The following is a 14,332-nucleotide window of genomic DNA, read 5'->3' as shown; positions in this document are numbered from 1 at the left end:
AATGTGAAAGCAAAAAGCCGCTGCCCCGGGCTCAGCGGGGATCGGGGTACTGTGTCACCGTTGCGGCCGGATCCAGCGAAGGCAAGGCCGGACGGTAGCGGCGCAACAGCCAGGCCTGATAGGCTCCGGTGACCACGGCCAGCGCGATATAGGTGGTCATGGCGCCATCGCCCTGCAACACCAGGCCAACCAGCAGCACCAGCGCACCGGCCACGAACAGGCGCAGCCACTGCTGGCGCCAGCCCAGCGTGATGGCATGGCGGCGCGCCAGCAGGCGGTGCCAGAGCAGCAGCAGCGTGGCCATCCAGAGGGCTGGCAGCAGCAGGTTGAACAGGTGGTTGAGCAGGTCGAAAAATCCCATGGTGTAGTAGCTTGTGCGACTGTTGTAGATCTGTGCAGACAGAAGCAAACAGGGATTTTATAATCATGCCCATGTCAGTATGGGCCTTGGGCATCAACCACAATACCGCGCCGCTGGATTTGCGTGGCCGTTTCGCATTTGCCGTCGAGCAGATGGGGCCGGCCCTGCACGGCCTGCGCCAGACTTTTTCGCAGCATCCGGAAGCGGCCATCATTTCCACCTGCAACCGCACCGAGGTGTATTGCGCCAGTGACCGCATCGATATCGCCCACACGCTGGACTGGCTGGCCCAGGCCGGCGGCGTCAGCAGCGATGCCTTGCGCCAGTACACCTACACCTTGCAGAACGATACCGCCGCGCGCCACGCCTTCCGCGTCGCCAGCGGACTCGATTCCATGGTGCTGGGCGAAGCCCAGATCCTGGGCCAGATGAAGGACGCGGTGCGCGCCGCCGAAGCCGCCGGCAGCCTGGGCACCACGCTCAACCAGCTGTTCCAGCGCAGCTTCTCGGTCGCCAAGCAGGTGCGCAGCAGTACCGAAATCGGTGCCCACAGCATCAGCATGGCCGCCGCCGCCGTGCGCCTGGCCTCGCAGCTGTTCGAGGACATCGGCAAGATCCGCATCCTGTTCGTCGGTGCGGGCGAGATGATCGAGCTGGCCAGCACCCACTTTGCCGCGCGCAATCCGAAGCAGATCGTGATTGCCAACCGCACCATGGAGCGCGGCGAGGCCCTGGCCAGCCGCTTTGGCGGCAGCGTGATGAAGCTGGCCGACATTCCCGATCGCCTGCACGAGTTCGATGCCGTCATCAGCTGTACCGCCAGCACCCTGCCCATCATCGGCCTGGGGGCCGTAGAGCGCGCGCTGAAGAAGCGCCGCCACCGCCCCATGTTCATCGTGGACCTGGCCGTGCCGCGCGATATCGAGCCCGAGGTCAAGGCCCTGTCCGATGCCTACCTCTACACCGTGGACGATCTCGCCAGCGTGGTGCAGACCGGCCAGGCCCAGCGCCAGGCCGCCGTCTCGCAAGCCGAGGCCATCATCGATGAAGGCGTGCGCAACTTCATGCACTGGCTGCAGCAACGTGATCCGCACTATGGCGTGGTATCGTTGATCCGTGAAGTACAGGACCAGACCGAGCAATGGCGTGCGCTGGAGCTGGCCAAGGCCCGCAAGCGCCTGGCCAAGGGCGATGACATCGACGCCGTGCTCGAGGCGCTCAGCCGCGGCCTCACGCAGAAGATGCTGCACGGCGCCCTGTCCGAACTGCGCCAGCCCGATCTGGCGACCCAGGTGCACGCCAGCGATGCGGTGCGCCGTTTCTATCTCCGCAGCAACAGGAATCAAGCCAAGGCATGAGTGATACAACGCAGGACCGCATCTGGTGGTTTGCCGTCGACCAGCAGAAATCCGGCCCCTACACCCGCGCCGAATTGCAGGAGCAGGCCCGTCAAGGCCGCTTCGGCATGAACGACCATGTCTGGCACAACGGCCTGACCGAGTGGATGCCGGCACGTGATGTCCCCGGCCTGTGGCAGTCCACCGGACTGCAGCCGGCTGCCGATGCCGCACCGCCGCCGGCTCCAGCCGGCTGGAGCCCCTCCGCTGCCCCGCTGGCCGCACAGGGCACGCAGCGCATGGGCTTTATCACCGCAGTCCAGACCTGCCTGCGCAAGTACGCCGATTTCTCCGGCCGTGCTTCGCGTTCCGAATATTTCTGGTTCCTGCTGTTCTACTACATCGTCGCCCTGCCCGCCGCCCTGCTGCTGAGCGAGGAACAGGCCACGGCGCTGACCCTGCTGTCGGCCGTGGCCGTGCTGGCCTTTTCGCTGCCCATGTACGCCGTGGGCGCGCGCCGCCTGCACGATACCGGCCTGAGCGGCTGGTGGCAGCTGCTGCATGTGTTCAGCATCATCGGCAGCGTGATCGTGCTGGTCCTGACCCTGCGCCAGGGTGAGCCGGGCAGCAACAAGTACGGCCCGCCGCTGGTCTAGCGCCGCACGCTCCCCTGCCCCGCCTTCCAGGCCTGCCCGCGCAGGCCTGTTGTCCGATTCCCGCCGGCCCGTCTTGCCATGAAGCCCTTTCTCCGCACCCAGCTGCAGCGCTACGCCGAACGCCAGCACGAACTCGATTTCCTGCTCAGCCGCGAGGACATCATGCAGGACATGGACAAGTTCCTGGCGCTCTCGCGCGAGCACAGCCAGATCACGCAGATCGCTGGCCGCTGGCAGCGCTACCAGCAGGTCGAGACCGATATCGCCACCGCGCAGGAGCTGCTGGACGATGCCGACATGGCCGAGATGGCCGAAGAGGAAATCCAGTCCGGCCAGGCCGAGCTGGCCACGCTGGAAAACGAGCTGCAGCGCCTGCTGCTGCCCAGGGATCCGGACGCCGAACGCCCGGCCTATGTGGAAATCCGCGCCGGCACCGGCGGTGACGAATCCGCCCTGTTTGCCGGCGATCTGGCGCGCATGTACACGCGCTACGCCGAAACCCAGGGCTGGCGCGTGGAAACCATCAGCGAATCGCCGGCCGAACTGGGCGGCTACAAGGAAATCGTGCTGCGGCTGGAAGGCCCGGACAGCAGCGATACGCATCTGGGCGTGTACGGCACGCTGATGTTCGAATCCGGCGGTCACCGCGTGCAGCGCGTGCCAGTCACCGAATCGCAAGGTCGCGTGCACACCAGCGCCTGCACCGTGGCCGTGATGCCCGAACCCGACCCGGCCCAGGCCATCACGCTCAACCCGACCGATCTGCGCATCGATACCTTCCGCGCCAGCGGCGCCGGCGGCCAGCACGTCAACAAAACCGATTCCGCCGTGCGCGTGGTGCATCTGCCCACCGGCATCGTGGCCGAATGCCAGGACGGCCGCAGCCAGCACAGCAACAAGGCCAAGGCGCTGCAGGTGCTGCAAGCGCGTATCCAGGAGCAGGAGCGCAGCGCCCGTGCCGCCAAGGAGGCCGCGCTGCGCAAGGGCCTGGTCGGCAGCGGCGACCGCAGCGACCGCATCCGCACCTACAATTTTCCGCAGGGCCGTCTGACCGACCACCGCATCAACCTGACGCTGTACAAGCTGGCCTATGTGATGGAGGGCGATCTGTCCGAAGTGCTGCAGGCGCTCTGCCATGCGCGCGAGGCCGAACTGCTGGCCGAGCTGGAAGTCAACCAGTGACAGCCGCCACCCTGCCCAGCCTGGCCCAGGCGCTGCAGCAGGTCGCACATGCGGGCCTGCCTCGCATCGATGCGCAATTGCTGCTGCTGCACGCCATTGGCCAGGACGATGCCGACCGGGCCTGGCTGCTGGCGCATGACGAGCAGACCCTGACCGCGCAACAACTGGCACACTGGCAACAGCTGGTGCAGCGCCGGCTGGCCGGCGAGCCGGTCGCCTATCTGCGCGGTTTTCATGCGTTTTACGGCCTGCAGCTGACAGTGGATGCGCGCGTGCTCGATCCGCGCCCCGATACGGAAACCCTGGTCGACTGGGCGCTGGAACTGCTGCCCGGCCTGCCACAACAGCCGCTGTTGGCCGATCTGGGTACCGGCAGTGGCGCCATTGCCTGCGCACTGGCGGCCAACGCGCCGCAGGCCGAGGTATATGCTTGCGATGCCAGCGCCGACGCCCTGCAGGTAGCGCAACACAATGCCCGCACGCTGCAATTGCCGATCCGTTTTGCCCATGGCAACTGGCTGCAGCCCTTTGGCGACCTGCGCTTTCACCTGATCGTCAGCAACCCGCCCTATATCCGCAACGACGATCCGCATCTGGCTGCGCTCACGCACGAACCGCTGCAGGCGCTGACCAGCGGCAGCGATGGCCTGGAGGACATCCGCCAGATCATCGCGCAGGCGCCACGGCACCTGCATGCCGGCGGCTGGCTGCTGCTGGAACATGGCTACGATCAGGCGGAGGCCGTACAGCAACTGCTGCGCGAGCAGGGCTTCAGCCAGGTGCAATCGCGCCGGGATCTGGCCGGCACGGCCCGCTGCACGGGTGGCTGTCTGGAGGAGACACCCTAAGCAACCTTGCCGATTTCAGGACACCCGAATTGGCCGATAATCTCCCCCATGCACCCAGCTCCGGGTGCGCTGTATTGAGACTTTTTTAGCAGGATTTTTCCCATGAGCGATACCCAGCAACAGATCGACGAACTGGTCAAGAGCCACCCCATTGTGCTGTTCATGAAAGGCAACGCCAGCTTCCCCATGTGCGGCTTCTCCGGCCGTGCCATCCAGATCCTGAAGGCAATCGGCGTGGACCCGCGCCAGGTGGCTACCGTCAACGTGCTGGAAGACGATGAGCTTCGCCAGGGCATCAAGACCTACAGCAACTGGCCCACTATTCCGCAGCTGTACGTGAACGGCGAGTTCATCGGCGGTTCCGACATCATGATGGAAATGTACGAAAACGGCGAGCTGCAGCAAATGGTGCAGGCCCTGCCCAAGCAGGACTGATCCCGCTGCCCCTGCCGCCTGAGCGGCGGCGGGGCCGCCTCGTGGTACGGACAGCCGGGCCGGTAGCCCGCTGCACACGCTGTCCGCTACCGGTGTGCCACCCACCCTCTCCTGTATGACGCTTGCCCAAGCCCTGTTGCTGATTGCGCTGATCCTGGCATCGGCGTTTTTTTCCATGGCGGAAATCTCGCTGGCGGCCTCACGCCGCGTCCGCCTGCGGCAACTGGCCGATGATGGCGAGGCCCGTGCCCATGTGGTGCTGGGCATTCAGGAACAGCCCGGCGACTATTTCACCGTGGTGCAGGTGGGCCAGAATGCCATCGCCATCCTGGGCGGTATCGTGGGCGAAGGCAGCCTGACGCCAGTATTCAGCCAGCTGCTGGCACGCGTGCTGCCTGCCACACAAGCCGCCAGTCTGGGCTTCGCCCTCTCCTTTCTGGTGGTGACGTCGGCCTTCATCCTGTTTTCCGATCTGCTGCCCAAGCGCATCGGCATGAACGAGCCGGAAAAATTTGCCATCCGCCTGGTGCGGCCCATGCAGCTGGTCACGCTGCTGCTGCGCCCGCTGGTGTGGTTCTACAGCAAGACGGCCGATGTGCTGCTGCGCCTGTTCGGCATGCCGACCCAGCGCGATGACCGCGTCACGCCCGATGACATCCTCTCGCTGGCCGAGGCCGGTGCCCAATCCGGCCTGCTGGCACGCAACGAGCAGCAGGTGATCGAGAACGTGTTCGAGCTCGACAGCATCACCGTCACCAGCGCCATGACGCCGCGTGACCGCATCGCCTGGTTTGACCTGGACGAGCCTGATGCCATCATCCGTGCCCGCATCACGGCCGAACCTTTCTCCACCTACCCGGTGATGGACGAGGACATGGACCGCGTGGTGGGCTATGTGGATGCCAAGGACCTGTTCCAGCGCGCCATGCGCAACGAGGCCATCCACCTGCGCGATCCGACCCTGCTGCAAAAGGTACTGGCCGTGCCCGACCGCCTGACGCTGGCCGAGGTGCTGGAACAGTTCCGCCAGGTGCACGAGGACTTTGCCGTGGTGGTGAACGAATACAGCATGGTGGTGGGCGTGGTAACGCTGAATGACGTGATGAGCACGGTCATGGGCGATCTGGTGTCCATGGACGAGGAAGACCTGATCGTGCGCCGTGACGACCATTCCTGGCTGATTGATGGCGTCACGCCGATCAGCGATGTGGAGCGCGCCCTGCACCTCCAGGACGACCTGCCGCACGAGGGCGATTATGAGACCATGGCCGGCTTCATGATGGTGATGCTGCGCCGCATGCCGCGCCGCACCGACCGCGTGGTGTGGGGCGAATACACCTTCGAGGTGATGGACGTGGACAACTACCGCATCGACCAGGTGATGGTGACGCGGGAAACTGCACCCGAGTAAGGCTCAGAAAAAACCGGCCGCGATATTGATGGCCATGGCCAGCACGATGGCGTTGAAGGCATAGGCCAGCACGCAGTGCAGCAGGCCGGTGCGGCGCATGCGGGTGCTGGTAAAGCTCACGTCAGCCGTCTGGCCCGAGGTGGCGATCACGAAGGCGAAATAGAAGAAATCCAGATAGCCGGGCTGCCGCGTATCCGGGAACGCCAGACCTGGCTGGCCGTGCAGGCGCTCCTGCTCGTAATAATCATGCGCGTACAACTGCGCAAACAGGGTGTGGATGAACACCCAGGCCAGCGATACCGTCAGCATCGCCAGCGCCACATGCAGCCCCTTGGCTGTGCCCTGCAACGCGCGCGCCGCCGCCATTTGCGTGACCACGGCCACCAGTGCCAGCACAATTGCCAGCAGGGCCAGCCCCAGCGCCATGCCATGGCCCTCGGCCTGCACACGGGCCCGCCGGCGGATACTGTCCACACTGGCATCGGCCTGGCACATGTGCCACACCGACAGCAGATACACCACCGCCCCCATGCTCCAGGCCACCAGCACATGGGCGTGCAGATCGGCATGCCAGACAAAGGGCAACAGGCCACCGGCCAACACGCCCACGGCAATGCTGGCGGCGAGTCGGGGATGGGTACGGATCAGGGTGAGCATGGCGTTATGCTACAGGAGGCGATGGGGTCGTGGCATGCCCCTGCCCTGCCATTGGCGGCTACAATACGCGATTGCGTGGAACGCAGGGGGGCGTTAGCTCAGTTGGTTAGAGCAGGGGACTCATAATCCCTTGGTCGCAGGTTCAAGTCCTGCACGCCCTACCAGATGCCTTCAGGGCAAGCGCTTCTGCCTGTTGCAGCACAGCAGTACCTGCCCCGCATCACGCATGGTGTTTCACCCAGCTTTTCAATACCTCATTGATGCGCGTCTGCCAGCCAGCGCCCGTGGCCCTGAAGGCCTCCAGTACGGCGCTGTCAATGCGCAAGGTGACTTGCGTCTTGCTGCCACTGCCCGGCGGACGCCCGCGACGCAGCTGTGGCCTGACTTGCTCCCATTCGGCATCTGTGAGCAGACGTGCATCGGGGTCAACCTGAGCGGCAGTCGTGATGGCGGCATCTTCGGCTGGTGTCGGCAGTTGCAGCACTCTGCCAGTGCGGCTTTTAATATTCCGTGACATAACGGTGTACCTCTCTCAGGTTCGCTTTTCTCAGGCTGATGATGCGGCGCTCTGCAGGAGCGGCTGGTGGCCTGTCTACATAGGCTACAAAGTACAGGCGATCCTCCATGGGCACCAGGGCGCACATCCGCTTTTCTCCATAGTCTTTCCGCGAATCCTCCCAGCCCAGGGCTTCGTCCCATGCAAGTTCACCGGCTACACCCAATGCCATGCCATACTTTTGCTGGTTGATGGCATCCTTGTTCGAGTCAAACGTCAGGATTGGCATAAATTATTGTAGTTACGCTTAATGGTTTGTCAAGCATTTTTGTAGTTACGAAATGACTGTCTCTCATGCCAGCATTCAGGGATCGCCTTGCTGGTCCACACCAATACGCAGTTGCGCAAGCATGGCTCTCACACATCAATATTAGATTTTATTTAATTATATTTATTAAAAATAATAATTCATTGGACCTATATTTTTATTGTGCCGAGTTGGTGACACCGACTGACAACCTGCCATGTCATGCGGAGCCGCAGCATGAGCCATGCACAAAGCAGCCAAGGACCAACCAGCAGGAACACAGTCCACATCACCCCATGGGAACCACCGCCATGACTGCCCAACCCAGCCTCGGCGGTATGGCTGCGGTGATAATCTCCCTCCATGAACGCCGTAGAAATCGAAGCCGCCCTCTCCGACCTGGCCCTGCAGGACTTTGACGCTGCGGAGTTTCCGTTTGCGTTTCTGGCTGCGTTTGGCAACAAGGAAACTGCGCTCAAGCGCCTGCGCAGCGGCAACAACAATGCCTCGGATGTAACAGGCGGCGTTCTGCAGCGCAACAACATCCATCTGGCCGTGTGCGAGGCTGGTCAGGTAAGCCAGACCTTGCAGGCGCTACGTAGCAGCCCGGCCACGACCAGGGGCAAGGCCCGCTACATCCTGGCCACCGATGGCGACACACTGGAAGCAGAAAACCTGCTGGAAGGCGACACCATTGCCTGCGCCTACCCGCAATTTGCCGACCATTTCGGCTTTTTCCTGGCGCTGGCGGGCATTTCCACCATTCAGGAAATCAAGGACAACCCGGTCGATGTGCGCGCCACGGGTCGCCTGAACAAGCTGTACCTGGAACTGCTGCGCGAGAACCCGGATTGGGCTGGCGAAGACCGCCGCGCTGACATGAACCACTTCATGGCTCAGCTCATCTTCTGCTTTTTTGCCGAAGACACGGGGATTTTTAGCCGAAACGGCCTGTTTACCCAGACCGTGGAGCAGATGAGCGAGCGCGACAGCAGCAACACGCATGCGGTGCTGGCAGACATCTTCCGCGCCATGAATCTGCGCCATTCGGATCGCGGCAACGACCTGCCCCGCCTGCCCGGCTGGGCCGATGCCTTTCCCTACGTCAACGGTGGCCTGTTTGCCGGTACACCACAGGTGCCGCGCTTTACCCGCATGGCGCGCACCTATCTGCTGCACGCTGGCGCGTTGAACTGGAAGGAGATCAACCCCGATATCTTTGGCAGCATGATCCAGGCCGTGGCCGATGACAATGAGCGCGGCGCGTTGGGCATGCACTACACCAGTGTGCCGAACATCCTGAAGGTGCTCAATCCGCTGTTTCTGGATGAGTTGCGCAGCCAGCTGGAAGCAGCAGGCAACAACGAGCGCAAGCTGCTGAACCTGCGCAAGCGCATGGCGCGCATTCGCGTATTTGATCCGGCCTGCGGCAGTGGCAACTTTCTGGTGATTGCCTACAAGCAGATGCGCGCGATCGAGGCGGAGATCAACCGCCGCCGTCAGGAGCCCCACCTGGGCAGCGTGATTCCGCTGACCAATTTCCGGGGTATCGAACTGCGCGATTTTCCGGCGCAGATTGCCCGGCTGGCGCTGATCATTGCCGAGTTCCAGTGTGATGTGCTGTACCGGGGACAACAGGATGCGCTGGCCGAATTCTTGCCTCTGAGCAATGAAAACTGGATTGTCAGCGGCAACGCCCTGCGACTGGACTGGCTGAGCATTTGTCCGCCCACCGGCACCCATGTGCAACTGGTGGCGGATGATCTCTTTGAAATTCCGCTGGATCAGGCCGAAATCCACTTCGACAACGAAGGTGGTGAAACCTATATTTGCGGCAACCCACCGTACTTGGGCTCCACCTGGCAAAGCGATGAGCAAAAGGCCGATCTGGAGGCGGTGCTGGCACGCCATGCGCGACAGTGGCGCTCACTGGATTACGTGGCCGGCTGGTTCATGAAGGCTGCCGAATACGGAACGCAAACCCCGTCAGTTGCGGCCTTTGTAACGACCAACTCCATTTGCCAGGGGCAGCAGGTGCCGATTCTGTGGCCGGCCATTTTTGCCACCGGCAGTGAAATCGCCTTTGCCCATACCAGCTTCAAGTGGGCCAATCTGGCCAGCCACAATGCGGGCGTGACGGTGGCCATTGTGGGCATTTCCAGCCAGCCACCGGCAACGCGGCGCCTGTACTCCCTGCCTGCCGATGGCAACAAGGACGCTGTGGATGTCAAGGAAGTCAGCCATATCAATGCCTATCTGGTGCCGGGCGTCAATGTGACAGTGAGCAAGGCCACTCGCCCCTTATGTGGTCAGGCAGACATGAACTTTGGCAACAAGCCCGTCGATGGCGGCCATCTGCTGCTGACCAGAGATGAGGTAGCAGCGCTGCAACTGATGCCCGCGCAGCGCGAACGCTTTATTCGCCGCATTTATGGTTCTGCGGAGTTTATTCGTGGGCTGGAGCGTTACTGCCTGTGGATTAGCGATGCCGACCTGGATGAGGCCATGCAGATTGCCAGTATCCGACAACGCATAGAGGGCGTGCGCGCCATGCGTCTGGCCAGCCGCGATGCCGGCGCGCGCCAGATGGCAGAGCGCGCGCATCAAATGCGGGAAATGAATATCGGGACGCAGCAAACGCTGGTCATGCCAGGTGTTTCATCTGAGAACCGCCAGTATCTGCCCGTTGGGCTCGTGGATGCGCGCACGACAGTGACCAACCTCGCCTTCGCCCTCTACGACGCCCCCCTCTGGAACATGGCCCTGATCGCCTCCCGCCTGCATCTGGTCTGGATCGGCACGGTATGTGGCAAGCTGAAAACTGATTTTCGCTATTCCAACACCCTGGGCTGGAACACCTTCCCCGTCCCCCTGCTGACGGAGCAGAACAAGCTCGACCTGACGCGCTGCGCCGAAGACATCCTGCTGGCGCGCGAGGTGCATTTCCCCGCCACCATCGCGGATCTGTACGACCCGGACAAGATGCCCGAGAACCTGCGCCACGCCCACGAACGCAACGACGAAGTGCTGGAACGCATCTACATCGGCCGCCGTTTCAGGAACGACACTGAACGGCTGGAGAAGCTGTTTGACCTGTACACCCGGATGACCACCAGTGGCAATAAGCGCAAAGCCCGCTGACAGCCTGATGAGATGTCTGCCGGGCTACATCAGGGCGGTTTGAAGCCTCTCTTTTTTACATCCACCCATTCCTGCCCGCCTACACTCCAGACATGACCCAAGACAGCAACCCGGCCAACGCCCGCATCATCCCTGCAGTGTCCATCACCACCGCACGTACCGGCGCGTCCAGCAAGTCCAATGCCCTGGGCATGCGCCCCATGCAGGAGCGCGCCTATGCCAAACGTGGCGAGCAATACCTGCTGATCAAGTCCCCGCCCGCCTCCGGCAAGAGCCGTGCGCTGATGTTTATCGCCCTGGACAAACTGCACCATCAAGGCCTCAAACAAGCCGTCATTGTGGTACCCGAACGCTCCATTGGCAGCAGCTTTGCCGATGAACCCCTGAGCCAATTCGGCTTCTTTGCCGATTGGCAGGTCGCCCCGCAATGGAACCTGTGCAATGCACCCGGTATTGATGAACCGCGGGTAGCCAAATCCAAGGTGGAGGCGGTTCGCCACTTTCTGGCCAGTAATGACAAGGTGCTGGTTTGCACCCACGCCACTTTCCGCTTTGCAGTGGATGAACTGGGCATCGAGGCCTTTGACGACCGCCTGCTCGCCATCGACGAATTCCACCATGTGTCCAGCAACCCGGACAACAAGCTGGGCCAGCAACTGGGCGCATTCATTGCCCGCGACAAGGTGCATCTGGTCGCCATGACGGGCTCCTATTTCCGGGGCGATAGCGCCGCCGTGCTGGCACCCGCTGACGAAGCGCGCTTTGAAACAGTGACCTACACCTATTACGAGCAGCTCAATGGCTATCGTTGGCTGAAGTCGCTGGATATTGGCTACTTCTTCTATACGCGCAGCTATGTGGAAGCCATCCACCATGTGCTGAATCCGGCTTTCAAGACCATTGTCCATATTCCCAACGTCAATTCGCGTGAAAGCCTGCAGGACAAGGAACGCGAGGTCAACGAGATCATGCACGCGCTGGGGGAATGGAAAGGGGTTGATGCAGCCACCGGCTTTCATCTGGTGCAAACGCCGGAGGGCCGCATACTGAAAATTGCCGACCTGGTGGATGACAGTGACCAGGCCCGCCGCTCCAGCGTGCTGAGCGCCTTGAAAAATCCGGCGCAGAAGCACAACCGCGACCATGTGGACATCATCATCGCGCTGGGCATGGCCAAGGAAGGCTTTGACTGGATCTGGTGCGAACACGCGCTGACCATTGGCTACCGCAGCAGCCTGACCGAAATCGTGCAGATCATTGGCCGCGCCACCCGCGATGCCGAAGGCAAGGAGCGCGCCCGCTTTACCAACCTGATTGCCGAACCTGCGGCAGACCAGAGCATCGTGACGGAAGCCGTGAACGACATGCTCAAGGCCATTTCCGCCAGTTTGCTGATGGAGCAGGTACTTGCGCCCCGTTACGAGTTCACGCCAAAGAATCAAGGCCCCAGGGATGGCTATGACTATGGTCCGGAGGGCTACCTGGAAGGCCGCAGCAATGTGGGGGTGAACGAGGCTACCGGCCAATACCATATCGAAATCAACGGCCTGAACCAGCCCACCACGCCCGAGGCCAGCCGCATTTGCCGCGAAGATCTGAATGAGGTCATCACCAGCTTCCTGCAGGACAAAACGGCACTGGAACGCGGCCTGTTCGACCAGGAAAATACCCTGCCAGAAGACCTGACCGTGCTGCGCATGGGCAAAATCGTGCGGGAACGCTACCCGGAGCTGAGCACCGAAGAACAGGAAGCCATTCGACAGCACGCAATTGCCGCCATGAACATCACCCAGCAGGCCAAGTTGGCGCTGGCTCAGGGCGATGCCCATGGCGGCGGCAATACCGCACTGATCGATGGCGTACGCAAGTTTGTCAACGTGCGTGACCTGGACATTGACCTGATCGACCGCATCAACCCCTTTGAAGCAGCCTACGCCGTGCTGGCCAGGACCATGGACGAAAAAACCCTGCGCCAGGTACAAGCCAGTATTGCCGGCAAGAAAATCACCTTGTCCGAAGAGGAAGCACGCGAGCTGGCCATGCGGGCCCTGATGTTCAAGAAGGAACGCGGACGCCTGCCGGACATTAACTCGTCCGACGCCTGGGAACAGAGGATGGCCGAAGGCGTTGCGGCACTGGCACGCTACCGCGCCAAGGCGCAACGGGAGGCTGCACAGTGAATCACATGGATGATGATGCCCTGCTGGCGGCCCTGGGGGTTGAAGTTGTACCAATCAAGGCAGAGCAACACTCCCCACGCGAAGAACGCATCATGGCGGGCTTCGAGGATATTCTGCGCTTTTACCAGGCGCATGGACGTGCTCCGGCGATGACAGAAGAAGCAGATATTTTCGAGCGCCTGTATGCGGTACGCCTGGAACAGTTGCGCAAACTGCCGGAAGCTCAGGCGCTGCTAGCGGGGATGGATACGCCTGGTTTGCTGCAACCAGGCGCCGCCACCACTGTCGATCCGGACAGCCTGGATGATGACGCCCTGCTCTCCCAACTTGGCGTGGAAACCACCTCTGACAACCCTGATGACATCAGCGTGCTGCGCCATGTGCGTTCCAGTGCCACCAAGCGCGCCGCAGAAGACATTGCGGAACGCAGCGCCTGCGATGACTTTGATCGTTTTGCCCCCCTCTTTGAACAGGCTGAACAGGAGCTGCAAGCGGGCATCCGCAAGGCACTGCGCTTTGGGCGTGATACCAGTGTGGAGCAAGGCAACTTCTTTATCGTGGGTGGACAAATGGCTTACGTGGCCGAAGTTGGGGAGTCTTTCAAGGCTCCCAATGGCAAGAACGATGCCCGCCTGCGCGTGATCTTTGCCAATGGCACGGAAAGCAACCTGTTGCTACTCTCCCTGCAGCGAGCCCTGTACAAGGACGATACCGGTCGCCGCCTGAGCGAACCAGACATGGGGCCACTCTTTGGCGACGCTCCGGAACCAGACGACCTGGAAACAGGCACCATCTACGTGCTGCGCAGCCTCTCCAGCCACCCGTTTGTGGCCGAACATCGCGAGATCATCCACAAGATTGGTGTCACCGGTGGCAAAGTGGAAACCCGCATTGCCGCTGCCAGCAAAGACGCCACCTATCTGCTGGCAGATGTGGAGATAGTTGCCACCTACAAGCTGCACAACCTCAACCGCACCCGCCTGGAAGCCATCTTCCACCGCGTCTTTGCTGCTGCGCAGCTGGATCTGATGATCGAGGACCGGTTTGGGCAGCCGGTCAGGCCCAGGGAGTGGTTTCTGGTGCCGTTGCAGGTAATTGATGAGGTGGTCGAGCGGATCAAGGACAAGTCCATAACAGGCTATGTCTATGATCCAACGAACGCACGACTGGTTTCTGCATAAGTAGCCATAAAGGGGCAATAGCATAAGCCAAAAAGCAGAGCAGCCAGCTATCGGCTGGGGCTTCATCGACAAGCGAGACCGGAGTATTGAAGCCCTGATCTGGCTTGGCGTAGAACCCTTCCAGACTGAAGAGGAAGGCA

Annotated in this window: 13 protein-coding genes and 1 tRNA gene; 10 read left to right on the top strand and 4 right to left on the bottom strand. The window is 61.8% G+C overall.

The window, feature by feature from the left end; translation table 11 throughout:
* Positions 1–31: 31 nt before the first annotated feature.
* Positions 32–361 (bottom strand): hypothetical protein, encoded by a 330-nt coding sequence (locus V1261_RS04640; RefSeq protein ID WP_329770271.1) that lies wholly within the window; start codon positions 359–361, stop codon positions 32–34.
* A 71-nt stretch (positions 362–432) separates the two neighbouring features.
* Here V1261_RS04640 and hemA point away from each other — a divergent pair, with 71 nt between their 5' ends.
* From hemA to paeA, 6 genes are all read left to right on the top strand, one after another.
* Complete coding sequence (gene hemA / locus V1261_RS04635; RefSeq protein WP_329770571.1) at positions 433–1,719, top strand: glutamyl-tRNA reductase; 1,287 nt, start codon at positions 433–435, stop codon at positions 1,717–1,719.
* Complete coding sequence (locus V1261_RS04630; RefSeq protein WP_329770270.1) at positions 1,716–2,354, top strand: DUF805 domain-containing protein; 639 nt, start codon at positions 1,716–1,718, stop codon at positions 2,352–2,354. Before hemA ends, V1261_RS04630 begins: the two co-directional genes overlap by 4 nt.
* A 78-nt stretch (positions 2,355–2,432) precedes the next feature.
* Positions 2,433–3,536 carry a peptide chain release factor 1 gene (prfA, locus tag V1261_RS04625; RefSeq protein WP_329770269.1) on the top strand — a complete coding sequence of 368 codons (1,104 nt, stop codon included), beginning with the start codon at positions 2,433–2,435 and terminating at the stop codon, positions 3,534–3,536.
* Positions 3,533–4,384, top strand: coding sequence for a peptide chain release factor N(5)-glutamine methyltransferase (gene prmC / locus V1261_RS04620; RefSeq protein WP_329770268.1), 852 nt, complete (start codon positions 3,533–3,535; stop codon positions 4,382–4,384). The genes prfA and prmC overlap by 4 nt, the downstream gene beginning before the upstream one ends.
* Before the next feature lie 102 nt (positions 4,385–4,486).
* Positions 4,487–4,819: a Grx4 family monothiol glutaredoxin gene (gene grxD / locus V1261_RS04615; RefSeq protein ID WP_329770267.1), complete on the top strand. Its 333-nt coding sequence runs from the start codon at positions 4,487–4,489 to the stop codon at positions 4,817–4,819.
* A 115-nt stretch (positions 4,820–4,934) separates the two neighbouring features.
* Entirely contained in the window at positions 4,935–6,230 is a 1,296-nt protein-coding gene (gene paeA / locus V1261_RS04610) for a polyamine export protein PaeA (RefSeq protein ID WP_329770266.1), read from the top strand.
* Between the two features lie 3 nt (positions 6,231–6,233).
* On the opposite strand, the gene V1261_RS04605 is transcribed toward paeA, so the two are convergent.
* Entirely contained in the window at positions 6,234–6,887 is a 654-nt protein-coding gene (locus V1261_RS04605) for a DUF1345 domain-containing protein (protein ID WP_018714047.1), read from the bottom strand.
* Between the two features lie 87 nt (positions 6,888–6,974).
* Between V1261_RS04605 and V1261_RS04600 the strand changes: the two genes are divergently transcribed.
* Positions 6,975–7,051, top strand: a tRNA-Ile gene (locus V1261_RS04600).
* A gap of 56 nt (positions 7,052–7,107) precedes the next feature.
* Here V1261_RS04600 and V1261_RS04595 read toward each other — a convergent pair.
* Positions 7,108–7,371, bottom strand: a complete 264-nt coding sequence (locus V1261_RS04595) for a BrnA antitoxin family protein (protein ID WP_329770265.1) — start codon at positions 7,369–7,371, stop codon at positions 7,108–7,110.
* Positions 7,372–7,387: 16 nt separating this feature from the next.
* A complete protein-coding gene (locus V1261_RS04590; protein ID WP_329770264.1) occupies positions 7,388–7,672 on the bottom strand; it encodes a BrnT family toxin in 285 nt (94 codons plus the stop codon).
* A gap of 381 nt (positions 7,673–8,053) precedes the next feature.
* Here V1261_RS04590 and V1261_RS04585 point away from each other — a divergent pair, with 381 nt between their 5' ends.
* From V1261_RS04585 to V1261_RS04575, 3 genes are all read left to right on the top strand, one after another.
* A complete protein-coding gene (locus V1261_RS04585) occupies positions 8,054–10,831 on the top strand; it encodes a class I SAM-dependent DNA methyltransferase (RefSeq protein ID WP_329770263.1) in 2,778 nt (925 codons plus the stop codon).
* A gap of 92 nt (positions 10,832–10,923) precedes the next feature.
* Complete coding sequence (locus tag V1261_RS04580) at positions 10,924–13,011, top strand: DEAD/DEAH box helicase (protein WP_329770262.1); 2,088 nt, start codon at positions 10,924–10,926, stop codon at positions 13,009–13,011.
* A complete protein-coding gene (locus V1261_RS04575) occupies positions 13,008–14,192 on the top strand; it encodes a GIY-YIG nuclease family protein (protein ID WP_329770261.1) in 1,185 nt (394 codons plus the stop codon). Before V1261_RS04580 ends, V1261_RS04575 begins: the two co-directional genes overlap by 4 nt.
* Positions 14,193–14,332: the final 140 nt, after the last annotated feature.

Source organism: Brachymonas sp. J145 (genome assembly GCF_036312245.1).
Classification (GTDB): Bacteria; Pseudomonadota; Gammaproteobacteria; order Burkholderiales; family Burkholderiaceae_C; genus Brachymonas; species Brachymonas wangyanguii.
The sequence above is the reverse complement of the archived record's forward strand: the minus strand, read 5'-3'. Positions and strand labels throughout refer to the sequence as shown.

Bases quoted from the DNA above. Each gene is read 5' to 3' on its own strand.
- V1261_RS04640 (WP_329770271.1), bottom strand. From the start codon at position 361: ATGGGATTTTTCGACCTGCTCAACCACCTGTTCAACCTGCTGCTGCCA.
- hemA (WP_329770571.1), top strand. From the start codon at position 433: ATGTCAGTATGGGCCTTGGGCATCAACCACAATACCGCGCCGCTGGAT.
- V1261_RS04630 (WP_329770270.1), top strand. From the start codon at position 1,716: ATGAGTGATACAACGCAGGACCGCATCTGGTGGTTTGCCGTCGACCAG.
- prfA (WP_329770269.1), top strand. From the start codon at position 2,433: ATGAAGCCCTTTCTCCGCACCCAGCTGCAGCGCTACGCCGAACGCCAG.
- grxD (WP_329770267.1), top strand. From the start codon at position 4,487: ATGAGCGATACCCAGCAACAGATCGACGAACTGGTCAAGAGCCACCCC.
- paeA (WP_329770266.1), top strand. From the start codon at position 4,935: ATGACGCTTGCCCAAGCCCTGTTGCTGATTGCGCTGATCCTGGCATCG.
- V1261_RS04605 (WP_018714047.1), bottom strand. From the start codon at position 6,887: ATGCTCACCCTGATCCGTACCCATCCCCGACTCGCCGCCAGCATTGCC.
- V1261_RS04590 (WP_329770264.1), bottom strand. From the start codon at position 7,672: ATGCCAATCCTGACGTTTGACTCGAACAAGGATGCCATCAACCAGCAA.
- V1261_RS04585 (WP_329770263.1), top strand. From the start codon at position 8,054: ATGAACGCCGTAGAAATCGAAGCCGCCCTCTCCGACCTGGCCCTGCAG.
- V1261_RS04580 (WP_329770262.1), top strand. From the start codon at position 10,924: ATGACCCAAGACAGCAACCCGGCCAACGCCCGCATCATCCCTGCAGTG.